Source organism: Acinetobacter sp. 40AMC3-4 (assembly GCF_049898185.1).
In the GTDB taxonomy this organism is placed as follows: domain Bacteria; phylum Pseudomonadota; class Gammaproteobacteria; order Pseudomonadales; family Moraxellaceae; genus Acinetobacter.
The window spans coordinates 1-24,643 of the sequence record NZ_JAFCXG010000018.1 but is presented as its reverse complement, the minus strand read 5'-3'; the positions used below and the strand labels follow the sequence as shown (position 1 = coordinate 24,643).

Annotated in this window: 22 protein-coding genes and 7 pseudogenes; 16 read left to right on the top strand and 13 right to left on the bottom strand. The window is 39.0% G+C overall.

The window, feature by feature from the left end:
• Positions 1-188: 188 nt before the first annotated feature.
• The gene (locus tag ACP7BU_RS14450; protein WP_425880160.1) at positions 189-620 is read left to right on the top strand and encodes a PPC domain-containing protein; all 432 of its coding nucleotides are present in this window, start codon (positions 189-191) and stop codon (positions 618-620) included.
• A 118-nt stretch (positions 621-738) separates the two neighbouring features.
• On the opposite strand, the pseudogene ACP7BU_RS14445 reads toward ACP7BU_RS14450, so the two are convergent.
• The 3 genes and pseudogenes from ACP7BU_RS14445 to ACP7BU_RS14435 form a co-directional block, all read right to left on the bottom strand.
• Positions 739-1,660, bottom strand: a pseudogene (locus ACP7BU_RS14445) (IS481 family transposase).
• 202 nt (positions 1,661-1,862) lie between these two features.
• The gene (locus ACP7BU_RS14440) at positions 1,863-2,213 is read right to left on the bottom strand and encodes a hypothetical protein (RefSeq protein WP_425880159.1); all 351 of its coding nucleotides are present in this window, start codon (positions 2,211-2,213) and stop codon (positions 1,863-1,865) included.
• A 150-nt stretch (positions 2,214-2,363) separates the two neighbouring features.
• A pseudogene (locus tag ACP7BU_RS14435) lies at positions 2,364-2,864 on the bottom strand (IS3 family transposase); the annotation flags it as partial.
• A 693-nt stretch (positions 2,865-3,557) separates the two neighbouring features.
• Between ACP7BU_RS14435 and mqo the strand changes: the two are divergent.
• The 5 genes and pseudogenes from mqo to ACP7BU_RS14410 form a co-directional block, all read left to right on the top strand.
• Complete coding sequence (gene mqo / locus ACP7BU_RS14430; protein ID WP_004733172.1) at positions 3,558-5,192, top strand: malate dehydrogenase (quinone); 1,635 nt, start codon at positions 3,558-3,560, stop codon at positions 5,190-5,192.
• A gap of 72 nt (positions 5,193-5,264) precedes the next feature.
• Positions 5,265-6,539, top strand: coding sequence for an MFS transporter (locus ACP7BU_RS14425; protein ID WP_004733173.1), 1,275 nt, complete (start codon positions 5,265-5,267; stop codon positions 6,537-6,539).
• A 56-nt stretch (positions 6,540-6,595) separates the two neighbouring features.
• A complete protein-coding gene (locus tag ACP7BU_RS14420; protein WP_004733174.1) occupies positions 6,596-7,081 on the top strand; it encodes a hypothetical protein in 486 nt (161 codons plus the stop codon).
• A gap of 352 nt (positions 7,082-7,433) precedes the next feature.
• Positions 7,434-7,762 (top strand): annotated as a pseudogene (locus ACP7BU_RS14415) (transposase); the annotation flags it as partial.
• Positions 7,759-7,908: pseudogene (locus tag ACP7BU_RS14410) on the top strand (PPC domain-containing protein); the annotation flags it as partial. The pseudogenes ACP7BU_RS14415 and ACP7BU_RS14410, both read left to right, overlap by 4 nt.
• Before the next feature lie 515 nt (positions 7,909-8,423).
• On the opposite strand, the gene ACP7BU_RS14405 reads toward ACP7BU_RS14410, so the two are convergent.
• Together ACP7BU_RS14405 and ACP7BU_RS14400 are read right to left on the bottom strand one after the other, a co-directional pair.
• Positions 8,424-9,062: a glutathione S-transferase family protein gene (locus ACP7BU_RS14405; RefSeq protein WP_004281825.1), complete on the bottom strand. Its 639-nt coding sequence runs from the start codon at positions 9,060-9,062 to the stop codon at positions 8,424-8,426.
• A gap of 16 nt (positions 9,063-9,078) precedes the next feature.
• Positions 9,079-10,098, bottom strand: coding sequence for an NADP-dependent oxidoreductase (locus ACP7BU_RS14400; RefSeq protein WP_004733175.1), 1,020 nt, complete (start codon positions 10,096-10,098; stop codon positions 9,079-9,081).
• Positions 10,099-10,241: 143 nt separating this feature from the next.
• On the opposite strand from ACP7BU_RS14400, the gene ACP7BU_RS14395 reads away from it, so the two are divergent.
• Positions 10,242-10,850, top strand: coding sequence for a TetR/AcrR family transcriptional regulator (locus tag ACP7BU_RS14395; RefSeq protein WP_004733176.1), 609 nt, complete (start codon positions 10,242-10,244; stop codon positions 10,848-10,850).
• 106 nt (positions 10,851-10,956) lie between these two features.
• The gene (locus ACP7BU_RS14390) at positions 10,957-11,187 is read left to right on the top strand and encodes a hypothetical protein (protein WP_004281837.1); all 231 of its coding nucleotides are present in this window, start codon (positions 10,957-10,959) and stop codon (positions 11,185-11,187) included.
• An 83-nt stretch (positions 11,188-11,270) separates the two neighbouring features.
• Here ACP7BU_RS14390 and ACP7BU_RS14385 read toward each other — a convergent pair whose 3' ends face one another.
• The 3 genes from ACP7BU_RS14385 to ACP7BU_RS14375 all read right to left on the bottom strand — a co-directional run bounded on the left by ACP7BU_RS14385 (position 11,271) and on the right by ACP7BU_RS14375 (position 14,523).
• Positions 11,271-12,398: an alkene reductase gene (locus ACP7BU_RS14385; RefSeq protein WP_425880158.1), complete on the bottom strand. Its 1,128-nt coding sequence runs from the start codon at positions 12,396-12,398 to the stop codon at positions 11,271-11,273.
• A 199-nt stretch (positions 12,399-12,597) separates the two neighbouring features.
• A complete protein-coding gene (locus ACP7BU_RS14380; protein WP_114541423.1) occupies positions 12,598-13,275 on the bottom strand; it encodes a type 1 glutamine amidotransferase domain-containing protein in 678 nt (225 codons plus the stop codon).
• Positions 13,276-13,365: 90 nt separating this feature from the next.
• Positions 13,366-14,523 (bottom strand): iron-containing alcohol dehydrogenase, encoded by a 1,158-nt coding sequence (locus tag ACP7BU_RS14375; RefSeq protein ID WP_114541422.1) that lies wholly within the window; start codon positions 14,521-14,523, stop codon positions 13,366-13,368.
• Between the two features lie 184 nt (positions 14,524-14,707).
• On the opposite strand from ACP7BU_RS14375, the pseudogene ACP7BU_RS14370 reads away from it, so the two are divergent.
• Positions 14,708-15,037: pseudogene (locus ACP7BU_RS14370) on the top strand (IS3 family transposase); the annotation flags it as partial.
• 85 nt (positions 15,038-15,122) lie between these two features.
• Here ACP7BU_RS14370 and ACP7BU_RS14365 read toward each other — a convergent pair.
• From ACP7BU_RS14365 to ACP7BU_RS14350, 4 genes are all read right to left on the bottom strand, one after another.
• Complete coding sequence (locus ACP7BU_RS14365; protein ID WP_000920558.1) at positions 15,123-15,425, bottom strand: putative quinol monooxygenase; 303 nt, start codon at positions 15,423-15,425, stop codon at positions 15,123-15,125.
• Between the two features lie 332 nt (positions 15,426-15,757).
• Positions 15,758-16,588, bottom strand: coding sequence for an S-formylglutathione hydrolase (gene fghA, locus ACP7BU_RS14360; RefSeq protein WP_058952258.1), 831 nt, complete (start codon positions 16,586-16,588; stop codon positions 15,758-15,760).
• 228 nt (positions 16,589-16,816) lie between these two features.
• Entirely contained in the window at positions 16,817-17,929 is a 1,113-nt protein-coding gene (locus ACP7BU_RS14355) for an S-(hydroxymethyl)glutathione dehydrogenase/class III alcohol dehydrogenase (protein WP_005105874.1), read from the bottom strand.
• A 21-nt stretch (positions 17,930-17,950) separates the two neighbouring features.
• Complete coding sequence (locus ACP7BU_RS14350; protein ID WP_001133625.1) at positions 17,951-18,226, bottom strand: metal/formaldehyde-sensitive transcriptional repressor; 276 nt, start codon at positions 18,224-18,226, stop codon at positions 17,951-17,953.
• Positions 18,227-18,693: 467 nt separating this feature from the next.
• On the opposite strand from ACP7BU_RS14350, the gene ACP7BU_RS14345 reads away from it, so the two are divergent.
• Together ACP7BU_RS14345 and ACP7BU_RS14340 are read left to right on the top strand one after the other, a co-directional pair.
• Positions 18,694-19,689: a zinc-dependent alcohol dehydrogenase family protein gene (locus tag ACP7BU_RS14345; protein WP_425880157.1), complete on the top strand. Its 996-nt coding sequence runs from the start codon at positions 18,694-18,696 to the stop codon at positions 19,687-19,689.
• Positions 19,679-20,695, top strand: coding sequence for a zinc-dependent alcohol dehydrogenase family protein (locus ACP7BU_RS14340; protein WP_425880156.1), 1,017 nt, complete (start codon positions 19,679-19,681; stop codon positions 20,693-20,695). The genes ACP7BU_RS14345 and ACP7BU_RS14340 overlap by 11 nt, the downstream gene beginning before the upstream one ends.
• Positions 20,696-20,745: 50 nt before the next feature.
• Here ACP7BU_RS14340 and ACP7BU_RS14335 read toward each other — a convergent pair whose 3' ends face one another.
• Positions 20,746-21,645, bottom strand: coding sequence for a LysR family transcriptional regulator (locus ACP7BU_RS14335; RefSeq protein ID WP_088458585.1), 900 nt, complete (start codon positions 21,643-21,645; stop codon positions 20,746-20,748).
• Between the two features lie 135 nt (positions 21,646-21,780).
• On the opposite strand from ACP7BU_RS14335, the gene ACP7BU_RS14330 reads away from it, so the two are divergent.
• From ACP7BU_RS14330 to ACP7BU_RS14310, 5 genes and pseudogenes are all read left to right on the top strand, one after another.
• Complete coding sequence (locus ACP7BU_RS14330; protein ID WP_312329280.1) at positions 21,781-22,521, top strand: SDR family oxidoreductase; 741 nt, start codon at positions 21,781-21,783, stop codon at positions 22,519-22,521.
• A 71-nt stretch (positions 22,522-22,592) separates the two neighbouring features.
• A complete protein-coding gene (locus tag ACP7BU_RS14325; RefSeq protein WP_004647741.1) occupies positions 22,593-23,591 on the top strand; it encodes a zinc-binding alcohol dehydrogenase family protein in 999 nt (332 codons plus the stop codon).
• 20 nt (positions 23,592-23,611) lie between these two features.
• Positions 23,612-23,896 carry a putative quinol monooxygenase gene (locus tag ACP7BU_RS14320; RefSeq protein ID WP_004647742.1) on the top strand — a complete coding sequence of 95 codons (285 nt, stop codon included), beginning with the start codon at positions 23,612-23,614 and terminating at the stop codon, positions 23,894-23,896.
• Positions 23,897-24,079: 183 nt separating this feature from the next.
• Positions 24,080-24,208, top strand: a pseudogene (locus ACP7BU_RS14315) (IS3 family transposase); the annotation flags it as partial.
• 39 nt (positions 24,209-24,247) lie between these two features.
• Positions 24,248-24,343: pseudogene (locus tag ACP7BU_RS14310) on the top strand (plasmid replication DNA-binding protein); the annotation flags it as partial.
• Positions 24,344-24,643 lie beyond the last annotated feature (300 nt).

Sequence of the window (24,643 nt, the reverse complement as noted above, 5' to 3'; positions counted from 1 at the left end):
AATAAAATTTATATTTAGATTGGCTAGTCCTTAGTAACCAATTAATTAACCATTAATTTTGCAAGTCTTAAATTGGCATTTGAAGTGTAACCCCATGTTATGACTATTCACATTTCTGCTCTATGATTCATGGTTACTTATTAGTTATATTATTATGTCAGGAGCGATACAAGAATTAGGGTAACCTTATGGAAATAGCGAATACGAAATTACTAGCTGGCGCTTTGGTAGCCCTAACTTTAACTATAGTTAGCCCTGTCGTACTTGCAAATGATAACAATGATATACGAAAGACTATTGTAGTTAAGTTTGCTAAAAAAGCTTACTCTGCAAATTATTACGGAAGGATAGATGGATACAAGTATGATTCCTACAAATTTTATGCTAAAAAAGGGCAAAAGTTAAAAGTGAAGTTGACTGGAGGAAATGTTGAAGCTTACTTATGGGGTAATCAATTAAAAGACTCCATCAATCTTGGAGAATATTCTCCAGAGCTTGATGATAATGGTATTTATATTTTACCTGCTTCAGGTGAGTATGAAATTAGAGTATTACAACCTAGATCACAGGCAAGAAAAGATAAAAAACCTCAATACTGGATGAGTATTGACATTAAATAAAGACTTTCTAGATTTTTTTAAGCTTTTATACCAGGGTTCAAAAACTATTGCCAGTTAAACGGGGCGTGATTTTTATTCATATGTTTTTATATTAGTAAAAATGATATAGATACGTAATTCATAGAGATCGTTTCAATTTAGCAATCTCTAAATCCATCTTGTAATTGGCGTGTTGAATCCGTTCATTTGAGGGGTCGTATTGCTTCTGGACTTCATCTAAGAAAGGAGTTTCTTCACATAATTCAAAGTACCTTTCCATCGGTGTTTTACCTTTCAAAGCTGAATGTGGTCTCATCCAGTTATAGTAATGCTGCCATTCGGCTAGCTTGTCTTGGATATCTTCAGAATTAATATCGACAGTAGCGTAGAACTCAGATTTATCAGTCTTTTGAGAACGCTCTACCTTGCCATTCAAATGAGGTGAACCTGGTTTATTTGGCCTAAATTTGATTCCATGCTGCATCAATTTTTTCTGTACTTTTTCAGCAAAGAATTCTCGTCCACGATCGGTCTGTATTCGCTGTATGGGAAAAGGCATTTCTTCAATTACACAGTTAAAAGGTCGAGTGTATCGCAGCTGTTCGGCGTTTATATATCCTTAAAACGCGATATCGTGTGCAGTCATCGATAGATGTGTACTGATATAGTCCAGGGACCCAGTTTACAGGTATCCATTTGAATTCTATCGCCTGGTAATGGACATTCATAACAAATGTAATCTACTTTACGACGGAATTTTTTAATCGGTTTGACTTAATGGGTGGATAGTACTTTATGGATAGTCGCCAAGGACAACGAGACTCCGTGCAGCGCATTTTCAATATTAAAGCTTCTAGCTCAGCATTGATTTTAGTATTTGGCGATTTTAAGGGACATTTACTATGACTACTTAATCCATCAATACCTTGTTCAGAATATCGTTTCCACCACTTGCGTAAAGTTGGTCTAGAAATGCCACATCTCCGACAAACCAGGCCAGTATTATTGGTCTCTTCAAATAATTTAACCCATACGAGTCTTTGTTGAATTTCTCTGTTCATAGACACCCATTATATTGAAGTGATGTCTATGAATCACACAGATTATCATAAGGCTTTTGAAACTGTCGCACCTCATGTTTGAATTCACCCATTAACAGAGTGCGAATTAGTCATTGATCATGTTTGACCACATTTCAAGGAATAGTGTCTAACTTTCGGTATGCAGATTATGGTGTGGGGTTCTCTTAAAGTTTAAACCTCATTATTTTACTTCAGTAATGCTGATTGGCTGGTCTTTTACAAATTCAACAACCCCTTCACCACGTTTAAAGTGAATTGAAACTCCATTATTATTAGCTAAACGAATACCACTACCAACAACTGTTTGCTTTAAACGATATACCACGCCTGAGTTATCAGTCATTAAAGCAGTTTCAAAGTTATCCGATGATTTCAGAAAAATTAATAAACCATTCGGACCAGAAAATTTAAGGACCTGCGTATCAGCTGAAGTATTGCTTGTAGCCTTATTTTGTAAAGTTTCAGTCTTTAGACTCGAAGTACACCCAGTCATTGCTAAAACTAACAAGGTTAAACTTAAAAAATATTTCATTTAACTACCTTTTTCATCTGTAAATCATAAGTGTATTTATACTAATTGTTATAATTTAACAATAAGACAAATATTACTTTTTTTTACATAAAAAAGCCATAAATCGCATTTTGAACAGTACCGGATTTATCAGAGATTTTTTTATTTAAATTAGGCCACCTGACCTAACGGGTTAATCTTATCATAGTACATTGCCTCAAACTCAAAAGGCGATACATATCCCAGTGCACTGTGTACATACTTTTTATTGAACCAATCTACCCAATTTAATGTCGCAAGTTGTACATCTGCTAAACTTTGCCAATCTGCTTTTAAATATTCAATCATCTCTGTTTTGTATAAGCCATTCACTGTTTCAGCCAAAGCATTATCGTATGAGTCCCCCGTTGTACCGATTGATGCTCGTAAATTTGCTGCTTCTAAACGATTGGTATAGCGAATGGAAAGGTATTGAACACCTCTATGGGAATGATGAATCACATTCCTTGGCATACCCCAATCGTGCAATGCTTGCTCCAGTGCATCGAGCACCATATCTGCATTCATACGTGTTGATACTTTCCATCCAACAATTGCTCGTGAGAACACATCAATAATAAAGGCGGTATAGACCCAGCCTGAATTTGTTTGAATATACGTAAAGTCACTCACCTGAGATACCGTCTTGGTAGTCAATCAATAATTGAACCGCTCTATCTCTGATTTCAGGGGTATATTTTACTTTTTTCATCGGAACACTACGCTTCGCTACGTCGTGCGAAGCAATGCTTCTCATCTCAGGAAAGTTGGTCTCCAACAAACCCGGTACGGTTCACAATGAGGTTCATGCTCGTGTAGCAGTCCTTAACAGATTTACAGAATTACAGAATTACAGAATTAGGTCGACCACTTACCCAAGTTACGCCTTAAATTTGGCTCAATTAGGGGCGCTTTGCCTTTCAAATATTTGTGCAATAAAGCCGTTGGAAAGTAACCTTGAAACAAGTTATAAGCTTCTTTTTAATAAATTACCGAGTATTTGTATAAATATTCAACATCTGATTTTTTTTAAACCAGATATTGAATTAAAATAAAAACCAATAAACAAGAACAAACATCATTGGTATTTATATTTTAATTATGTTCATTTACAATAAAAATTACTAAGTCAATACATATTTAGTCTAAAATATCCATCAATCAAAAATGTGTGATAGCTTCGAACGTTAATCTTTGTATACTTGTAATTTTGAGTATTACTTCAATTCTCTAAGCTAATTCTTTACAAGTGTTCCTATCACCATAATTGTTATTCTTGTCTTCGCTATAAAGCGATCCAAACCTGCCCTCCATGGTCATAATCGCATGAACAAATTTTTAAAATACCTATTGGTATTCATCGTTCTGCTTATTATTGCAGCACTAATCTTTTTATTTAGACCTATCGCGTCTAAGAAAATTCAAAACACCAGCAATGAGCCTGTCGTTGACGCAGTCTTAGTTGGTGGTGGCATCATGAGTGCAACCCTAGGCACATATCTTAGTGAACTTGAGCCAAACTGGCAAATTCGTATGTATGAACGCCTAGACAACGTTGCCCAAGAAAGCTCAAACGGCTTCAACAATGCTGGCACAGGCCACTCTGGCTTTATGGAAATGAACTATACCTCTGAAAAAGATGGAAAAATGGACATTTCTAAAGCTGTGAACGTTGCGGAACAATTTGAAGTTGCAAAACAGTTCTGGTCTTATCAAGTCAAAGAAGGCGTTTTGGGTCAACCAAATAGCTTTATCAACCCTGTACCGCACATTGCCTTCGTTTGGGGCGATAACGTGAATTTCCTAGAAAAACGTTACGCTGCAATGGTTAAAAACCCAATGTTTTATGGCATGAAATTCTCTGAGAATCCTGCTGAAATTAAACAATGGGCACCATTGGTGATGAATGGCCGTGATGCTGCACAAAAAGTAGCTGCAACACGCATGGATGTAGGTTCGGATGTGAACTATGGTTCGATCACCACTCAATTGGTCGATCACCTTAAAAAACAATCTAATTTCCAGTTACAAACATCGACTGAAGTGACTGGCATTAGCCAAAACGATGATAAAACGTGGACTGTTGCATTTAAAAACCTCACTACAGGAAAAACAGATCATGTGAAAACGCGCTTTGTCTTTATTGGTGCAGGCGGTGCAGCGGTTAAACTTTTACAAATGACAGGCTTACCAGAAGCGAAGCAATATGCTGGCTTCCCTGTAGGTGGCGTGTTCTTAATGACCGACAACCCAAAAGTCACTGAAGGCCATACTGCAAAAGTTTATGGTCGTGCTGAATTAGGCGCACCGCCAATGTCTGTTCCACATATTGATACACGTTATATCGACGGTAAAAAATATGTGTTGTTTGGTCCATTTGCAACTTATTCAAACAAGTTCTTAAAACAAGGTTCTCAGCTTGATTTATTGAAATCAACTACTAAGAACAACGTTTTACCAATGACCGCTGTGGGTATGGAAAATCTTGATTTGGTGAAATACTTAGTTAGCCAAGTCATGATGACCGATGAAGACCGTTTTAATGAGTTGAAAAAATACTATCCTGATGCAAAACCAGAGGACTGGCGCATGAATCAAGGTGGTCAACGTGTTCAAATCATTAAGAAAGAACCAGGCAAACCTGCAAGCTTGCAATTTGGTACCGAGATTTTTGCATCACAAGATGGTGCTGTGACTGCCCTATTAGGTGCGTCTCCTGGTGCTTCAACTTCCCCTTATATTATGTTGAGCTTGCTTGAAAAAGCATTCCCTCAGCAAGTAGCAGGTAAATGGAATCCGAAATTACATGAAATTGTAAAATCGTACCAACAAGAACTCAGCACTAATCCTGTGCTTCTTGACCAAGTTCGCCAATACACCAGCACAACCCTTGGTTTGAAATATACACCTATGGCTAAAGCTGCAAATGACGAAACTATTGCGGTAGCAAAAGCACAGTAATCTGCTTTAAACCCTAAAAAGGATGGACTTTGCGCCATCCTTTTTTAATTCATATTTGAAACTATTCTGTTTATGTCGCTTTTCCATTCCGATGCTTTTTTGGCTTTTCATTCACGTGATTTTTCACTTCTGAGTGTCAATCAGTTGTGCTTAATTCTAACCATCATGATTCAAGAAGTCGTCATTGCTTATAGTATCTATCAACTCACTCAAAATCCACTCAGCCTTGGCATGATTGCCTTAATTGAGTTACTCCCCTTTATTTGCCTCTCCCTGATCAGTGGCGACTGGGCTGATCGCTATAACCGACAAAAAATTGTGCAGTGGAGTTTTAGCTGTAGCACTTTAATTCCATTATTATTTATTGTTCTTTTTTCTCAGTACCAACAACAGCACATTCAACAAAATACACTTTTATGCGGCATTTATAGCCTCATCTTTTGCTTAGGCATACTTAGAGGCATCTACAGCCCATCATTTAATTCATTACGCCCTTTTCTAACCCCCGAGTCAGCCTATAGCAATGCAGCCACATGGACCGCGCTCATTTGGCAAATAGGCGGCATTTTAGCGCCTTTATGCGCAGGACTTTTACTCGGCCAACTTGGGCTTGAAAAAACCCTCTTTATTGTTTTTTTCTTGTGTTGCGTGGGTAGCATCTGCTTATTCGGATTAAGTCCTCGTCAATTCCCTAGCCCCCATAAACAGCATTTAAGCAAAAGTTTGAAAGAAGCCTATTTGTTTATTTTTAAACATCCACTAATGTTTTGGAGTATGTTGCTGGATCTCAGCGCCATGCTTTTTTGTAGTGTCATTATCTTACTGCCTATTTTTGCACACGATATCCTGCATCTTGGTGTTGAAGGCTTAGGTATACTCAGAGCTGCACCAGCTATTGGCGCCTGTATCATGATGTTGATGTTGACCTGTTATTCTCCGATGCAAAATGCATGGAGAAATATGCTCTATAGTAGTTTTGCAATTGCTTTGTGTACTTTAGCCTTTGCACTATCCTCCCATGTTTGGCTCTCAGTCTTCTTCCTTGTTTTAATCGGTGCCTTTGATAGCATCAGCATGGTCATTCGACAAACTTTATTACAGCAACTCCCCCCAAAAGCACTATTAGGGCGTGTAGCGGCTTTAAATGGCATATTAGTCACTTCAGGCAATCAGCTCGGTGCCCTACACATGAGCCTGATGACGCGCTATTTTTCTGTGGTGCCAGCAGTACTTATTGGAGGGACGCTGTGTTTAATAATCTGTGGTCTAAGCTTTACTCGTACGCGACATTTATTCAAGCCATCTCCAACACTAAAAAAACATGCCACAGTGGCAAAAAGTGAATAGCATGTTAAGCTTCAAATCTTCTTTTAATATGATGTGAGTTTTCAATAGAGCAAATTATGAAACAGATTTTCCCCTTTTCACATATTCTCTATACCAAACTCTATTCTTTCGTACTATCAGTGTTGTTGGCTTATTGCCTATTCAATGCAATTTATACGTTCATTATTGGTGGAACTGGTTTTTATTTATTTGCAACTTTTATTTTAGCTTTTCAATGTAATTTCGCGTTACGCACTTCTCTCCATGACCGTATTTACACCAGTTTAGGGATAGTTTTGCTTATTATTGGGTTATTGTATACACATGGAATTCACTTTCTAAACCATTTAAAAACAATTGTATTGGTTCCTGCTTTAATTTTAACTGCCTTTGGAATAGATAATTTATATAGAAAGCCAAATAGACTTAGTTGTCTTAAAGTTGGACTGATCCTCGGCCTATTGCTATTAGCTTATATTCAATATTATGATTTAGTAGAACTGCAAAATTATTATGACTCTTTACATAATGATGAGACTTGGCAGCAATTTGGCGCATTATAACAGCTAGCACAAAAAATTTGGTGGGTGAAAAATTTACAATCCTAATTCTGATTTATCATGTTATTACATAGGAAAACTGCCTTTAAAAGACGGGTCTTGCTAGTCTAGAATTGCAGACGAAAGGGAATAAAATGCCTGTATATCCGATTCTAGAAATTGATCATTTTCAGCATCATAAACAAAAGATTTTTCTTCTAATAAGTATTGGCCATCTTGCTCACTAAGAAAATTTTAAAGTTATTTGCTTGATCAGGGAAAATTTGTTCTCCGTCAAAAAAAGATCATAACAATCTCGAACGGCTTTGTTGCGCAAAGCTGTTCTTAAGGACTTTTTCAGCAATATAATTTTCAAATGAAGAAGCATACACATAAAATTTACCGCACAACCAATTGGTTCGCATATAACCGAGCACGCATTCATCGCGGAAATATTGCCATTTGGTTTGATCCAGCTACGCAATGGTATGCCCCATCAAAAGGCAAACAAGGGCAAAATCAAACCTACTCCGACGCAGCCATCCAATGCTGCTTAATGATTAAATCCTTATTCCGTCTGTCTTTACGTATGGTCACTGGCTTTATGCAAAGTCTGATTAAACTTTGCGGCTGAGCAGCCCCGAATATCAGTGATATTCGTACAGTACGCTTTGTAGAAGACAAAAGCATATTGATATTGCAATCTTGGAGAATATTCTCCAGAGCTTGATAATAATGGTATTTATATTTTACCTGCTTCAGGTGAGTATGAAATTAGAGTATTACAACCTAGATCACAGGCAAGAAAAGATAAAAAACCTCAATACTGGATGAGTATTAACATTAAATAAAAGACCTCTTGCGAAAGTATCGTTTTACCTAATTTTTGAATTGGCTAAAACCTTATTAAATGTAGCTTTATGCTGTTTAAATTCTGACTAACGCAAGAAGTCTAAAGACTTGCTAGATTCTTTTAAGCTTTTATACAAGGGTTCAAAAACTATTGCCAGTTAAGCGGGGCGTGATTTTTACGCAGATGTGTTTATGTTAGTAAAATGATATAGATTACTTGTTTAATACCCCGAGGAATAATTTAATCTTGCTGTGCGTTTGTCACTTTTCTTTCAAAAGTTGATTATATCTTTCAACGTAACCGTCGTGATATTCAAGCCCTTTTGATAGGAATTTGCAGTGAAAGAATAGGCGAAACTTATCTTAAATAATGGTAATTCCTTATCTTTAAAATAGAGAACGCCCGATGAAATTCATTAGGCGTTTACTTTAAATAAGTGTCAGCTTATTTTATAACCAGATGTACTTGTCAATCATGATTCTTTTTCTCAATTGCCTTAAAAAAACAATCTTGCTATTTTTGACTTTTCACACCATTTTGTTCAATTTGTACTGCGGCTTGCCAGCTAGGTAGTTGGCTTAAACCTGCTACGTAACGTTGGATATGGGGATAATTTTCACCTTGTCCCATATGATAAACTAAAGCATGTAGTCCAAAGCCCATCATGAAGTCAGCACCGGTTAAACGGTCTGCCACTAGAAATTCTTTATCTTTTAAATATTCATTTAAATGGCCAAATACTTTATCGAACTCAACTTGAGTATAATTTTCTAGAAATACCAACTTCGTGCCCTGCTTGGTTTCTATCGTATTAAACGTTTTTAACAAAAATGGCAGCATGGCAGAGCTTTCTGAGAAATGAATCCACTGTAGATAATCGACATAGGTAGATTCATCCATATCTGGTGCTAAATGCGGCGCAAGTTTCTGAATTAATAACTCAACGATTGCGCCTGACTCTGCAATAACTTTGCCATCCCATTCTAATACTGGAGATTTCCCTAAAGGGTGAATGGTTTTTAAAGAGTCAGGGGCCAAATGCGTGCTTGAGTCACGATAATAGCGTTTCAGCTCATAGGGCTGCTTGATTTCTTCAAGTAACCACAAAATACGAAAAGAACGTGATTGATCTAAATGATGTAGTGTGATCATGATAATTCCTATTTTTTTAAATTTTTACAACCACTTTGCCAAAGTTTTCGCCTTTCAACATACCATTGAAAGCATTGATCGTGTTATCTAAACCTTGCACCATATGCTCTTTATATTTGATTTTTCCGTCTTTCAACCATTCAGACATTTGCTGATAGAATTCCGGATACTGACTGCCATAATCATCAAAAATAATAAAGCCTTGCATGCGAATACGCTTTTTTAAAAGGGTGGAAATAAAGCCCGGTAAACGGTCTGGCCCTTGTGCTTGCTCGGTAGCGTTATACTGGGAAACCACACCACACACCGGTACACGTGCCGCAGAGTTAAGCAATGGCCATACCGCATCAAACACTTTACCCCCGACATTCTCATAATAAATATCAATACCGTTGGGAGCTGCTTGTTGTAATTGTTCTGCAAAATTTTCATCATGATGATTGATACAAGCATCGAAGCCGAGTTCTTCTACTGCATAACGGCATTTTTCAGGCCCACCTGCGACGCCAACCACGCGACAACCTTTAAGTTTGCCAATTTGTCCAACCGTAGCACCAACAGGTCCCGTTGCAGCTGCAACGACTAATGTTTCACCGGCTTTAGGCTGACCAATGTCCAACAACCCCATATAAGCAGTAAATCCTGGCATTCCCAAAATACCCAATGCCCAAGATGGATGTTCAGGTTGCATACCTAAGCTTTGACAGGCAGACCCATTAGAAATTGCGTAGCCCTGCCAGCCATTTCCGGAAAGAACCCACTCGCCTTCTTTGAATTTTGGGTTTTTAGAGGCCACCACTTGACTGACTGTTCCACCGACCATCACTTCGCCAATTTCAACCGGTGCTGCATATGAAGGAGCATCGCTCATGCGACCACGCATATAAGGATCGAGTGACAAGTAAATGGTTTTTAACAATATCTCGCCTTGTTTAAGTTCATTGAGCTCAACTTGTTCAATACGAAAATCGCTGTGTTTTGGCTCACCCACTGGCCGTTTAGCTAAAACGATGCGTTGATTAATAACTGTTTTCACACATATAACTCCATGTTTTATTTAAAAGTATTTTTCTTCACAATCAAAAACTGTGATTAAAATTTCTTTACATCCATTGTAGATGAGTTATAATAAAAAACAATACGACTGGTCTATTTTTTACAATAGAGTAAATAATTAATATGAAGCCTACTCCTATTAAAAAGTCTGAAGCGAAGCGCTTACACATTCTTAACACCAGTTCAGACCTGATTTTGCATAAAGGTTTTACTGGCGTAGGATTACAGGAAATTTTACAGAGCTGTGAAATCCCTAAAGGCTCGTTTTATCATTATTTCCAATCTAAGGAAGCTTTCGGATGTGAATTGGTACAGCATTATGTAGACAATTACCAAGTCCGTTTAAATGATGTATGGCGTTGTGATAAATCCCCTTATCAAAAGCTGATTGAGTATTTTAATTTATGGATAGAAGATCCTGAAACACAGTGTGGTTGGGCGGATAGCTGTTTAATTGTGAAACTTGCCGCAGAAGTTGCCGATCTATCTGAAGATATGCGCTCGATTATGTCCGCTGGCGTTGATGATGTAATCCAACGTATTGCTGGTTTAATTGATTTGGGAAAACAGGATCAGTCTATCCAAGCAGATACCGAGGCCTCTACTTTGGCACAAGTACTTTACCAAATGTGGTTAGGTGCAGCATTACTGAGTAAGTTGCAAAAAGATAAAACACCATTACATCAAGCTCTGAGAGCAACTAAATTTCTATTAAAAAGTGAAGATTCATAAAAATTAAATATCAACTACATAATTAATAATTCATGATAGCAGTCCAATGATTACCTATTATTGTGTTGCTATTAGATCAATTTACAATCCATGAGTATAGCGCACAATGAATTCTCCTTCTAAAGCCCTCATGACTCGTATTTTAGTTGGTTATTTAGGCTTATATCCCACACTATTACTGGTACTCACTTTATTAAAGCCAATTACTGAGCATCAAAGTTTCCCGATGATGGTGTTGATTGAAGTCATAGTATTAGTGCCAGTAACGCAACTAATTTCTTTCCCACTGGCAGGTTGGCTCATTACACAGCTAAAAAATTTTAAGAATTTGTTTTAAGAAGAAGTTATGCTGGCAACAGCAATCCTAAGTTCTTATTTTGCCAACCACAAAGGTTGGCAAAATAACTCACTTAGTCGAGATTAATCTGCGTAAGCTGGATAATCAATATAGCCTTTTTCCGTCCCACCATACATAGTACTTGCATCTACTGCATTCAATGGCCAACCATTGGCGATGCGATCGGGTAAATCTGGATTCGCAATAAATGGGCGTCCAAATGCAATTAAATCGGCCAGCCCTGCCTCTAAAATTCGAGTCCCTCTTTCTGCCGTATATCGACCTGCATAAATAATCCGACCACTGAAAGTGTCTCTGACATCTTTACGAAAATCATGAGGAAGTTCTGGTGCATTATCCCAATCAGCTTCTGCAATCGATAAATAGGCAATCCCAACTTCTTCAAGTATTTTTATGGCCTCAATATAAGTCACATGTGGATCATCTTCAACCAACCCTATGTAAACACGATCTTCCTCTGTACTTTCAAATAGCGGGGCAAAACGCACTCCTAAACGATCTGCACCAACCACCTCAGCAACTGCCTCTACTACTTCACGTAAAAAACGCAAACGATTGTTTAGTGATCCACCATATTCATCTTCACGGTGGTTACTATGTGCAGAGATAAATTGATTCACCAAATAACCATTTGCACAATGAATTTCAACCCCATCAAAACCAGCAGCCAAGGCATTGCGTGCTGCTTGAGCATAGAGTTGCACTAATTCTTTAACTTCTGCATTGCTTAAAGCACGTGGCATTGAAGGATCAGCCAAGGCACCTGCATTGGGCCCGGTCTCAATAAAGACTTTAACATTACTATCAGCCTTAATAGCCGAAGGCGCGACCGGTGATGCATGATCGGGTTGCAAAGATGTATGTGAAACACGCCCAACATGCCAAAGTTGTGCAAAAATAATGCCTCCTTTAGCATGCACTGCTTCCGTCATTTTACGCCATCCAGCAATCTGTTCAGGGCTGTAAATACCGGGAGTCCAAGCATAGCCTTGACCACGTGGCTCGATTTGCGTACCTTCGGTGACCATAAATCCTGCCCCGGCACGCTGTTGATAATAGGTTGCCATCAGTTCATTTGGAATATTCCCTGGCTGAGTACTACGCGACCGCGTTAATGGTGGCAATACAATACGGTTTTGCAACGCATAAGGGCCTAAGCTTAAATTTTGAAAAAGTTTACTGTCTTTCATTTCACTGTATCCAAGTCGTCATGACTTAATTGATCTAAATTAAATACCCATCCTTCCTGTATATAGAAAAATAAAGGAAGGAAAGCTATTCACTCAGGCCCTTCACCATTAAATGAGGGTTATTTTGCTTATTGCGCCAGTTGCTCAGAGTCAGAAGTTTTATTCACTGCTAAGCACCACAACAGACACTAGCTACTCTTTATTTCAACAATTGAAGTAATGCTGAGGCAGTTGCAGCAGAAGAGGCTGGATTTTGTCCAGTAACCAGCAAGCCATCTACTTGAACATATACTTGCCAATCATCTACTTTAGAATAATGACCACCGTTTTCTTTAAGCATGTCTTCAACTAAAAATGGTACAATTTCAGTCAAACCTACAGCGGCCTCCTCAGTATTGGTGAAACCAGTCACTAATTTACCGCTAACTAAGGGCGCTCCATTACTCGCTTTCACATGACGAAGAACACCCGGGGCATGACACACTGCTGCAACAGGTTTGCCAGACTGAATCGCCTGTTCAATCAGAGAAATTGAAATCGGATCTTCTGCTAAATCCCACAATGGGCCATGCCCGCCTGGATAAAACACTGCATCATAATCAGCTACAGAAATTTCGCTAAGTTTATGCGTCTGTGCCAATGCTTGCATTGCAGTTGGATCTGCTTCAAAACGATGAGTGGTTTCAGTTTGAGCATCGGCTAAATTACTTTTCGGATCTAGTGGTGGCTGCCCACCTTGAGGCGACGCCAGCGTAACTTCAGCACCAGAGTCAATAAAGGTGTAATAGGGTGCAGCAAGTTCTTCTAGCCAGAAACCTGTTTTCTTACCAGTATTGCCAAGTTGATCATGTGAAGTTAAAACGAGTAAAATTTTCATGTTATTTCTCTGATAATTTTCAGGATTGAGGAGCATTGTTGCATGATCACTTGCTGTGTGGCGTGAGCATGCCAGATACGCGCATTTAGCTTAGATGCTCGTCTCGAGAATTTGGCGACTGATCTCTAATGAAACATTTTTATGTTCGCCTAGCTGTGTAAGATTATGTGATTTAAGTTGCGTAATGATGATCTCAATATCTGTCTCCCCCAGTCCATAATCGCTAAGACGAGTCGGCAATCCAAGTTGCTCAAAGAAGGCTCGAGTACGAGCAATAGCAGTATCAATACGTTGTTCTTCATCACCTTCGACAATCTGCCAGACACGGGCTGCATACTGTAGTAATTTTTCTCGTTTCTCTTGACGACGCACTTGTAGATTGGCGGGCAACACAATGGCCAAGGTACGAGCATGATCAATACCATATAAAGCCGTGAGCTCATGTCCAATCAAATGGGTTGACCAATCTTGTGGTACACCAGCTCCAATTAGCCCATTCAGTGCCATGCTAGCAGCCCACATCAAATTTGCACGCGTGTCATAATCTGCTGAATCTTCCAAGATTTTCGGTCCAATCTCAATCAAAGTTTGCAATAGACCTTCGGCAAAACGATCTTGTACTTGTGCATTCACAGGGTAAGTTAAGTACTGTTCCATGACATGAATAAATGCATCAACCACGCCATTTGCTAACTGGCGCGTCGGCAAGCTAAAAGTTTTATTCGGATCCAGTACGGAAAATTGCGGAAAAACATAGGGGCTGCTAAATGACAATTTGGCTTGGGTCGATTTTCTGGTGACTACCCCACCGCTATTCATTTCTGAACCAGTTGCCGGAAGGGTGAGTACACTCGCAAAAGGCAAAGCTTGAGTAATTTTAGTACCATGGGTTTCTAAAATCTCCCATGTATCCCCTGTATAATTGACTGCTGCTGCAATAAATTTAGTACCATCAATTACCGATCCACCACCGACAGCCATTAAGAAATCAATCTTTTGTTCTCGAATCAGCTCTACAGCTTTCATGAGGGTTTCGTAACTCGGATTCGGCTCAATTCCGCCAAATTCATGAATTTCTCTTGCACCTAATGCTTCACGCACTTCAGCTAAAGTACCATTCTTACGTGCACTTTCACCACCAAACAACATTAATACTTTTGCTTCTGTAGGCACATAGTCATTGATTTTAGCTATTGTATCGCCACCAAAAATAATGCGGGTCGGATTATAAAAGTTAAAATTCAGCATATTTTTATCCTAGGATGATCAACTAATTGATTTGAAAAACCACCGTTATTCATCAAATAAACTTTAAAAAAATTGGACAACACTGCGGCTTTTGACTGCACCATGTGCTAACTATACATAAAAATAGACCAGTCGTCTATTTTTATAAAAATTATTTCAGCTTGGCGACTTTAGTGATGGTTAAACACATTCAGGCTTGTTCTATAACACTTTTATTATTGATGTATTTTCACGAGCGATTGTTGTATGGAAGGTATCAACATGTATGACTACTGACATGGTCGTGAACGCATTGGCTAAAACAGTGAATGACTCATACAAAATAACGATGATTAAATATTTTAAAAGCAGATTGGCACGGTTTAGCAGATGTACAAATGCGACAGTAAATTAGATAGATTGGTTCAATATAAAGCATGTACATAGCTGCATTCGTTTATTTACCCTGTTTTGGATATTGACCCATGTAAATGATGAGATTAAGCCATTAAATGAAGTAGCCCAACTTGAATAAAAAGCCTCTGACAAACCTCACAGGGTTGAAGTGCTGCCTTTCATTCAAAATTTCAGGCAGCACATTTATACATTTAAGCGTCGGTTTAAGCTGGTAGTTTACTCGCCAAAACATCTACTTTTTCAATAGACGGTGGCTCTGAAAATAGCTCTTCGGCCTGAGCCATCAACGCAGCTGCAACCTTGCCAGATAAATGTGCTTGGCGACCCGCCTCATCAGGAAATGCATCAAAAATACCAAATGTTGTAGGTCCAAGACGTAAGCCAAACCACGCAACTGTCGCAGGTTCTTCCATTACAATAGGTAAACCGGCTTTAAGGAAAGCTTCCACTTCGTCTTCTTTACCCGGTTTAGCTTCAAGACGGACATATAAAGCTGTTTTAAGCATGACTAAAACTCCACAATTGATTAGAATTCAAACTGATTCTGTCATTGCTAATGTATGCATGTTAGAAAGTTTTGTTGTATAAAAGTTAAAAAACATCCCATAGCTGAGCCAAAATTTAGGTTTTTATTTCGACATAATGCTATGAATTTATTCAAGTTAATGTCATTAACATTTGAATCAAAAAATCAAGATATGAGATGATTAAATTCAATCTTAGTTATATAAGGATCAATTGACTCTACCTTAGATTTATAAGCTGACCTCTTCATCTGGAAGTTATATTGCTCAAGAAGCATTCAAGAACAACATGCACATCTTCATATCTATGAAAGTTATTTAGCTAGGAATTTGCTGTGAAACTCTATATGTTTCTCTATAAAGCTCGCAATGAAGTAATAGCTATGGTCATACCCTTCTCTTAGGTTAAGTGTAAGAGGATATTCTTGTTCCAAACAAATATCACTAAGAAGCTTAGGTCTTAACTGTTCTTCAAGAAAATCATCAGCTGTTCCCTGATCGACTAAAATAGGTAAATGAACTTCATCGTTTTTGATTAATTCAATCGCATCATAGCTTTTCCATAAAGTTTCGGTTTCACCTAGGTAGTGTGTAAAAGCCTTTTTCCCCCAAGGTACTTGGCTAGGTGCAACAATTGGTGCAAAAGCAGAAATACTTTTATACAGCTCAGGGTTTTTTAACCCAATGACTAATGCACCATGACCACCCATGCTATGCCCCATAATGCTTTGGACTTGGTTGGTCGGAAAATTCAGGTCAATCAGATTTCTGAGCTCTTCCACAATATAATCATACATTTTGAAATGCTGTGACCAGGGTGCTTGTGTTGCATTCACATAGAATCCTGCGCCTTGGCCTAAATCATAATCTGCATGATCTGGTACATCCTCTCCACGTGGGCTGGTATCTGGTGCAACAATAATGACTTTATGTTCAGCCGCATACTTTTGTGCTCCGGCTTTAGTAATAAAGTTCTGTTCGTTGCAAGTCAGTCCTGATAACCAATATAAAACTGGCAACTTCTCATCTTTGTCATGAGGTGGCAGATATATTGAGAATTTCATTGAACAGTTTAATGCTATTGACTGATGGCGATACACTTCTTGCGATCCACCAAAAGAAGCATGTTTCTCAATTATTTCCATAATCAATTACCTATGTTGAGCAAGACTTCATGAGAAATCGAATAAACAAAGAGTCTGACATTCTCCACAGAGAATACTGATAAAGATTTAAAATGTAGGCAGGTTTGTTGAACCTATACATGATGGATACATAGATAGATCTGTTTTACAGATGATGTGCCGTTTTAGAGGATTCCATGCATGTCAATCATGATTCACATGCATGGAAAAGTATAAGGTCTAACGGAATTATTCGTAATGAATTACAGTACGAATTGACTTACCTTCATGCATTAGATCAAAGGCTTCATTGATCTGATCCAAGCCCATGGTGTGTGTCACAAATGGTTCTAATTGAATTTTACCTTTCATGGCATCTTCAACCATTCCTGGAAGTTGCGTACGACCTTTTACCCCACCAAAGGCAGAACCTAACCATCTACGACCAGTAACCAGTTGGAATGGACGGGTAGAGATTTCTTGACCTGCGCCAGCTACACCAATAATTACGGATTGTCCCCAGCCACGGTGTGCACTTTCAAGGGCTGCACGCATCACATTCACGTTACCAATACACTCAAATGAATGATCTACACCCCAGCCAGTCATTTCGACAATGACTTGCTGGATTGGTTTATCGTAATCTTTAGGGTTCAAGAAGTCCGTTGCACCAAACTCTTTTGCCAGCGCAAATTTATCTGGATTCATGTCAACCACAATAATACGCCCTGCTTTAGCTTGACGTGCGGCTTGTACGACTGCCAAACCAATACCACCTAAACCAAAGACCGCAACACTATCACCTTCTTGTACTTTAGCCGTGTTATGTACTGCACCGATACCCGTTGTTACCCCACAACCCAGTAAGCAGACATGTTCGTGATTGGCTTCAGGATTGATTTTAGCCAATGATACTTCTGCCACTACAGTGTATTCACTGAACGTTGAGCAGCCCATATAGTGGTAAATCGGTTGACCATTGTAGGAAAAACGAGTGGTACCATCTGGCATTACGCCTCTACCTTGAGTTTCGCGAACGGAAATACACAAGTTCGATTTTCCAGATTTACAGAATACGCACTCGCCACATTCAGCAGTGTAAAGTGGAATAACATGATCACCTGGTTTGACGCTAGTCACGCCTTCACCAACCTCAACTACAACACCAGCACCTTCATGCCCGAGAATAGCGGGAAAAACACCTTCAGGATCATCGCCAGATAAAGTAAATGCGTCTGTATGACACACACCGGTATGGGAGATCTTAATTAATACTTCACCTTTCTTCGGTGGTGCAACATCAACTTCAACAATTTGAAGAGGTTGACCAGGACCAAACGCAACAGCAGCACGTGACTTCATGGAATAATTCCTTATACAGATCTATTTTAAATATGATTTTAGAATCTTGGCGATTTCAGCCAATTCTTCTTTTCGTTGTTGTTCTGTGGTTTCACCTGATACTAAAGTGTCCTTTAAATGAACCTCCAGCATTTCATTCATTAAACCATTAATAGCACCACGCACAGAGCATATTTGTTGCAGAATTGCACCACATTCCACATTGTCTTCTAACGCTTTTTCAATCGCTTGCGTCTGACCTTTGATCCTTCTGACGCGTAGAAGAATCTTTTTTTTGTCTTCAACCTGATTAGGCATCAGACCTCCTTATTTGCTAGCATTTATACTATAGTACCCCATAGTATAAAAAAAGCAATATTTTTTATAAATCGAAAATTAAAAAGATCTTTAGCGAAAATTTTCTATCCCTGTTTTTAGTTTTTTTTAAATTAACATCATAGAGCTTATGCGAAAGTCACAAAAAAATGGGGCTTTTAGCTCCCATTTTTTATTTTGGCTCATGTTCTTTGTAATGCTGTGACCTTTTAGAATTATGTTTCAAATTTTAGCCACTTTGTAGATATTTTGAACGTTTCAAGCCTTGAAAATACTACCGACAGTTTAGATTAAATTGCCTTTACAGACTGTACTAGAATATTTTTAGTGAGCGAATGATATTTATTATTCATTATTTAGGAATTATTAAATCCTATAAATATCATTTATTGGATTATTTTACTTTGATACTGTGCACATCATCCCCCAGTTAAGAATAAGGAATAACTATGAATAAGATGATGAATGCTCTTATCCTAGAAAATTTTGGTGATCATGAATTTAAACGTGTAGAACTCCCTATACCTCAACCAGAGGCTGGGCAAGTTCTAGTACGTATTCATGCTAGTGGTGTAAACCCTATTGATTATAAAATTCGTCTTGGTGAAGCACCATATGCTATGCCAGAGCTTCCTGCCGTGTTGGGAACAGATATGGCTGGGGTTGTAACTGCTGTTGGTGAAGGTGTCACCCACTTCAACGTCGGAGATGAAGTTTACGGTCTGATAGGTGGCGTTCGTGGTCTTCAAGGATCTTTAGCAGAATATGTTGTAGCAGATGCTGATCTGATCGCATTAAAGCCACGCAATATCTCTATGCGCGAGGCAGCAGTACTACCATTGACGTTCCTCACCGCTTGGGAAGGTTTAGTGGATAATGCGAAGGTCCAACCAAGGCAAACTGTCCTGGTTCAGGGTGGTGCTGGTGGCGTTGGTTATATGGTGGTTCAGCTTGCAAAAGCACTTGATGCAAATGTTTGGGCGACTGGTCGTACAGCTGATCAATCACTGATTTCAGAACTCGGTGCAACACCTCTCGATTACACAACAGCATCTTCCGATGACATTATTGCTGCAAGCCCTGAGGGTCAAGGTTTTAACATTGTTTACGACACTGTGGGTGGTCCAGTACTCGAAGCTTCACTTTCCATGACAACTCACTATGGCCACATTACCAGCTGTGCTGCATTTGGTAATCATAATTTAGCGAGTTCATCTCTACGTTGTGCCACACTGTCTGGCGTATTCGTCCTAATGCCGATGTTAACAGGCAATCGCCGTGCTCATCATGGTGATATCCTTAAGATCGCGACTCGTCTTGTTGAGGAAGGTAAACTGCGTCCTATTGTTGATCCTCGTCATTTTACTCTAGACCAAGCGATTGAGGCTCATGATGCTGTTCAAGATCGCTCTGCCAATATTAAGGTCGTGATTGATGTCATTTAACGCACTTCAGGCCAAGACTTGGCGCTTCAATAGTATTGGAGATACAGACGTTCTGACATTAGAAACACTTCCTGTTGCTTTACCAGCCGCAGGAGAAGTTCTAATCCAGATGAAAACGATCGGACTCAACCGGGCTGATGTAATGTTTCGGCGTGGTACTTATATTCAAAAGGCAGTATTTCCTTCTCGTCTGGGATATGAGGGAGCAGGCATAGTTCTTGCGATAGGTGAAGGTGTACGCCAATTTTCTCCAGGAGATGCAGTATCGATTCTTCCGACTGACAATCTAGCCAAATATGGGACATATGCGGACAAGCTCCTGATTCCAGAAACTTTTTTAGTTCACAAACCCGATAGTTTAAGCTGGGAAGAAGCTTCTTCAATCTGGATGCAGTATTTGACGGCTTGGGGTGGTGTAATCCATGCTGGTGGAGTTTCGAAAGGAAAAACGATCTTGATCACAGCAGCTTCAAGTAGCGTAGGACTAGCTGCGATACAGATAGCTGAAGCAGCGGGAGCTAAGGTCATTGCAAGTACACAGACGATAGAGAAAAAGCAACGTTTACTGGATCTCGGTGTTAAAAATGTTATAGCCAGTGAAGATGAACCAGATTTGTATGAGGCGCTTGTTTCACGTTTGGGTGGAGAATATCTTGATGTCGCCTTCGATGCTGTAGGAGGGCCACATATTGAACAGATTGCAAAAGCGATGTCTGTGGGAGGAACTATGGTTATGCATGGTGCACTTAGCCCGGAGATCACACCATTTCCCCTTAAAGTTGCATTACGCAAGAGCTTAACCATGCGAGGTTTTTTGTTCCTTGAGGTTCTCCATGATCCTGTTCTAAGGGAGCAAGCCAGACGATTTATTCTTAGCAGTATAGGTGCAGGATATCTTCGTCCAGTGATCGACTGTTGCTTTAACTTTGAGGACATGCATGACGCTCAGCGCTATCTTGAATCAAATCAGCAAATAGGAAAAATTGTAATTACTCTAAATACATGATGGTCTTATCTGATTTCTACTTTCTAGAAAAAAGGTTAGTTCCATCTGATTCAGGTTTCTATATGGCCCAACACTTCCGCTAAGTAATCAAACAATGCTCGGATTCGCAAAGGTGTCGGGCCCCGCTGTGGACGATATAAATACAGGCGCCAAACGGGAGAGGTTTCCTCATGAAGTATCTGAATGAGCTTACCACTCCTAAGCCACGGCAAAACTAGAAATCCAGGCATGTGTCCGAATCCAACTCCAGCGAGAATAGCTTGAAATTCAGCTTCTAGATCATCTGTAATAAAACGAGGCTTTGATGGCGTGAAGCTTCGACTTTCGGTGAATGTCCATGGCCAGTAGCGCCCTGTTTTATGATCGAATAGTGCTGTTAGAGGGTATTTATCAAGGTCAATAATTTTTTTAGGCATTCCGACCTTATCAATTAACTCTGGCGTACCCACAGAATAAAAGTTCACTTTAGCCAATTCCCTTGCCACATATCGATTGTCCGGCAAAAATCCAAATCTGATCCCGATATCTATCCGCTCATCGATCACATCCGAGTGTGAATCTGTGAGCACACAATCCACGACAATATCTGGATAACGTGTGGCAAATTCTGCTAGTGCAGGTACTACCAATTTACGCCCTAACACAGACGACACAGTAAGACGGACAGTCCCACGCATTTCATCTCGTTTTTCCTTGGTGTCTTTTACAAACAAAGCATCGATCGATCCCACCGCAAAACGTGCTTGCTTTGCCAGACGCTCACCATCAGCGGTAATTTTAATTTGTCGAGTACTCCTGTAGAACAGAATCTCTCCGCGCTGCTCTTCTAGCTCTTTTATTGCCCGTGTCACTACCTGCGGGGAAATACCCAGCTGAGTTGCTGCCTCTTTAAAATTTCGAGACTCTGCTGCGACACAAAAGATACGCATCATTTCCAATTTGTTCTGCATGTCCAATCCTGTGTTATGGTAATTATTCCGTAAATAGGAATTCTGAAAGATAATATTATTCATTTATTATACCTAACAAGGCTGTAATACTTAATCCATCAAATATGATTGACAGATAGGTTGAAGGTTACTTGTATGAATAATATAGAAAATAAAGTTATTGTTATCACTGGTGCAAGTAGTGGTTTAGGTGAAGCTACTGCTCGCTTACTTGCTAAAAAAGGTGCAAAGGTTGTACTTGGTGCTAGACGTACTGAAAAATTACAGGCTATTGTTCACGACATTCGTGCTGAAGGTGGTCAAGCTGAATTTATTGGTATGGATATAACCAAACCACATGAAGTACAAGCACTTATTGAAAAGGCATTAAGCGTATTTGGTCAAATCGATGTATTGGTAAACAATGCTGGATTAATGTCTATTGCACCATTAAGTGAGCTAAAAGTTGATGAATGGGATCGTATGATCGACATTAATATCAAAGGTGTTCTTTATGGTATAGCAGCTACCCTACCTGTTTTCCAAAAACAAAACTTTGGACACTTTATTAATCTCGCATCTGTTGCAGGGATAAAAGTATTTAGTCCAGGAGGTACTGTTTATAGCGGTACTAAGTTTGCTGTAAGAGCCATCTCTGAAGGACTTCGTCATGAAGTTGGGGGAACAATTAGAACGACTACTATTGAGCCTGGTGCAATTGAGTCAGAACTAAAATTCGGTTCTTCTCATAAAGAAAGTTCAGAGTTTGTTACTGATTTCTACAAACAAGCCATACCAGCTGACTCAGTCGCTCGAGCAATTGCTTATGCAATTGAACAGCCTGCGGATGTAGATATTAATGAAATTGTTTTACGCCCAACGAGCCAAGAGTTTTAATTATTGAATAACAAAAAATGGGAGCACCTCGCTCCCATTTTTACTATATTTTTAAAGTTAAGGACAAATCTATGAAAGCCGTATCGTATGTTATCAATAACCATGATGATTTTAAAAATTCATTGGTAGATATTGAAAAAGCGAAGCCTACGCTTAAGGAGCGTGATGTACTGGTAAAAGTTCAGGCAATCTCTGTGAATCCAGTTGATACCAAAGTGAGAAAAAATTCGTCTGAAGCAAATAATCGTATTTTAGGTTGGGATGCCGTTGGGGAAATTATTGAAGTTGGCTCAAAAGTTACCTCGTTTAAAGTAGGAGATTCTGTTTGGTATGCTGGCGATTTAACCCGAGATGGTAGTAATGCTGAGTTTCAAGCAGTCGATGAACGAATTATCAGTCTTAAACCAATTACAGTATCTAATGCAGAAGCAGCAGCATTGCCATTAACTGCAATAACGGCATGGGAAATGCTGTTTGATCGGTTTCAAATTTCAGAAACAGAAGTTGGCAGTATTTTAATTATTGGTGGTGCAGGTGGTGTAGGATCAATCGCTATCCAACTCCTAAAAGCAAAAACAAATCTGACCGTTATAGCAACAGCTTCACGTGAAGAAACGAAATCTTGGGTGGAATCACTTGGTGCCGACCATGTCATTGATCATAGCAAAGATTTAAATGCACAAATCGAGACACTAGGCATTGCAAAACCAAAATACGTATTCTCTACAAATCATACAGAAACATATATCAAGCAAATAGTTTCTCTGATTGTACCACAAGGCAAGCTTGGATTGATCGATGATCCACAAACATTTGATATTATGCCGTTTAAGACTAAATCTATTTCTATCCATTGGGAGTTGATGTTTACTCGTTCAATGTATGAAACCGATGATATTGAAAAGCAAGGTGAACTGTTGCAACAGGTTGCCCAATTAGTTGACCAGCAAAAAATTAGAAGTACGCTCAACCAAAATCTAGGCAATATTAACGCTGCAAACTTGGAGAAGGCGCATAAGTTGCTTGAATCAGGTAAATCAAAAGGCAAAATTGTACTAGAAAACTTCTAAAACAAATTAAAGGTGAAATAATGACTATTTCAGTAATTGCGAACTTTAAGGCAAAATCAGATCAAAAAGAAACGTTAGAAGCGCTTTTAAAAAGTGTAATAGAGCCTACGCTTCAAGAAGAAGGATGCTTGAAATATGAGCTTTATATTAGCGAAAATGACTCAAGTAGATATTTCTTCTTAGAAGAATGGCGTAGCAGGGAGGATTTAGATATCCATATAGCGTCTGATTATATTCAAAGTTTATTTGGTAATATCCAATCGCTAATTGAATCAAGTGATATTGTAGAAATCAAAAAAATATAGCTGTATTCGGACGTTATGATGAAGTATTCTTCAAATTAACATAGGGACTTAGAAAGCTAACAAAAAATGGGAGCTATAAGCTCCTATTTTTTAATATTTTTTAATTTTTTAGTAGTAACCTAGGCTTCAACAAATTATGCCCCTGAGGGGAGCCACCAATACCCTGCATTTTGACAATAATGTCATCGTTTAGAGGCAGCAAATTTACGAGCATCAGTCGGTACGACCGGTGATTCATACGATAATGCTTTGGCTGAAACGGTGAATGGCTTATACAAAACAGAGGTTATTGAATATTTAAAAGCAGATTGGTAAGGTTTAACAGATGTACAACTTGCGACACTAAACTGGGTAATCGAGAATAAGCGAATTCCTATTCCTGAACACGTAGAGCCTGAACCGGAAAAAAGAGGCTTTTGGAGCCGATTCTTTAAGCCGTATGGCTGATTTGATTGTTCACTTGGGCTTATTAAAGCCGTGAAACATTGCTCACTTACTAAGCGTGAAACATGGAAAAACATAAAAAAAGCCCACCTTGGGGAAGATGGGCTATAAACTAGGAACTACAGGATTGATTTATAAGCGGAATCATAACGCATTTCGTATAAGGTGTATTATGTATTTTAGATGTGTGATTCATAGACATCATTTCAATATAATTGGTGTCTATGAACAGAGAAATTCAACAAAGACTCGTATGGGTTAAATTATTTGAAGAGACCAATGATGCTGGCCTAGTCTGTCGGA

Bases quoted from the DNA above. Each gene is read 5' to 3' on its own strand.
- ACP7BU_RS14450 (WP_425880160.1), top strand. From the start codon at position 189: ATGGAAATAGCGAATACGAAATTACTAGCTGGCGCTTTGGTAGCCCTA.
- ACP7BU_RS14440 (WP_425880159.1), bottom strand. From the start codon at position 2,213: ATGAAATATTTTTTAAGTTTAACCTTGTTAGTTTTAGCAATGACTGGG.
- mqo (WP_004733172.1), top strand. From the start codon at position 3,558: ATGAACAAATTTTTAAAATACCTATTGGTATTCATCGTTCTGCTTATT.
- ACP7BU_RS14425 (WP_004733173.1), top strand. From the start codon at position 5,265: ATGTCGCTTTTCCATTCCGATGCTTTTTTGGCTTTTCATTCACGTGAT.
- ACP7BU_RS14420 (WP_004733174.1), top strand. From the start codon at position 6,596: ATGAAACAGATTTTCCCCTTTTCACATATTCTCTATACCAAACTCTAT.
- ACP7BU_RS14405 (WP_004281825.1), bottom strand. From the start codon at position 9,062: ATGATCACACTACATCATTTAGATCAATCACGTTCTTTTCGTATTTTG.
- ACP7BU_RS14395 (WP_004733176.1), top strand. From the start codon at position 10,242: ATGAAGCCTACTCCTATTAAAAAGTCTGAAGCGAAGCGCTTACACATT.
- ACP7BU_RS14390 (WP_004281837.1), top strand. From the start codon at position 10,957: ATGAATTCTCCTTCTAAAGCCCTCATGACTCGTATTTTAGTTGGTTAT.
- ACP7BU_RS14385 (WP_425880158.1), bottom strand. From the start codon at position 12,398: ATGAAAGACAGTAAACTTTTTCAAAATTTAAGCTTAGGCCCTTATGCG.
- ACP7BU_RS14380 (WP_114541423.1), bottom strand. From the start codon at position 13,275: ATGAAAATTTTACTCGTTTTAACTTCACATGATCAACTTGGCAATACT.
- ACP7BU_RS14375 (WP_114541422.1), bottom strand. From the start codon at position 14,523: ATGCTGAATTTTAACTTTTATAATCCGACCCGCATTATTTTTGGTGGC.
- ACP7BU_RS14365 (WP_000920558.1), bottom strand. From the start codon at position 15,425: ATGCTTAAAACAGCTTTATATGTCCGTCTTGAAGCTAAACCGGGTAAA.
- fghA (WP_058952258.1), bottom strand. From the start codon at position 16,588: ATGGAAATAATTGAGAAACATGCTTCTTTTGGTGGATCGCAAGAAGTG.
- ACP7BU_RS14355 (WP_005105874.1), bottom strand. From the start codon at position 17,929: ATGAAGTCACGTGCTGCTGTTGCGTTTGGTCCTGGTCAACCTCTTCAA.
- ACP7BU_RS14350 (WP_001133625.1), bottom strand. From the start codon at position 18,226: ATGCCTAATCAGGTTGAAGACAAAAAAAAGATTCTTCTACGCGTCAGA.
- ACP7BU_RS14345 (WP_425880157.1), top strand. From the start codon at position 18,694: ATGAATAAGATGATGAATGCTCTTATCCTAGAAAATTTTGGTGATCAT.
- ACP7BU_RS14340 (WP_425880156.1), top strand. From the start codon at position 19,679: ATGTCATTTAACGCACTTCAGGCCAAGACTTGGCGCTTCAATAGTATT.
- ACP7BU_RS14335 (WP_088458585.1), bottom strand. From the start codon at position 21,645: ATGCAGAACAAATTGGAAATGATGCGTATCTTTTGTGTCGCAGCAGAG.
- ACP7BU_RS14330 (WP_312329280.1), top strand. From the start codon at position 21,781: ATGAATAATATAGAAAATAAAGTTATTGTTATCACTGGTGCAAGTAGT.
- ACP7BU_RS14325 (WP_004647741.1), top strand. From the start codon at position 22,593: ATGAAAGCCGTATCGTATGTTATCAATAACCATGATGATTTTAAAAAT.
- ACP7BU_RS14320 (WP_004647742.1), top strand. From the start codon at position 23,612: ATGACTATTTCAGTAATTGCGAACTTTAAGGCAAAATCAGATCAAAAA.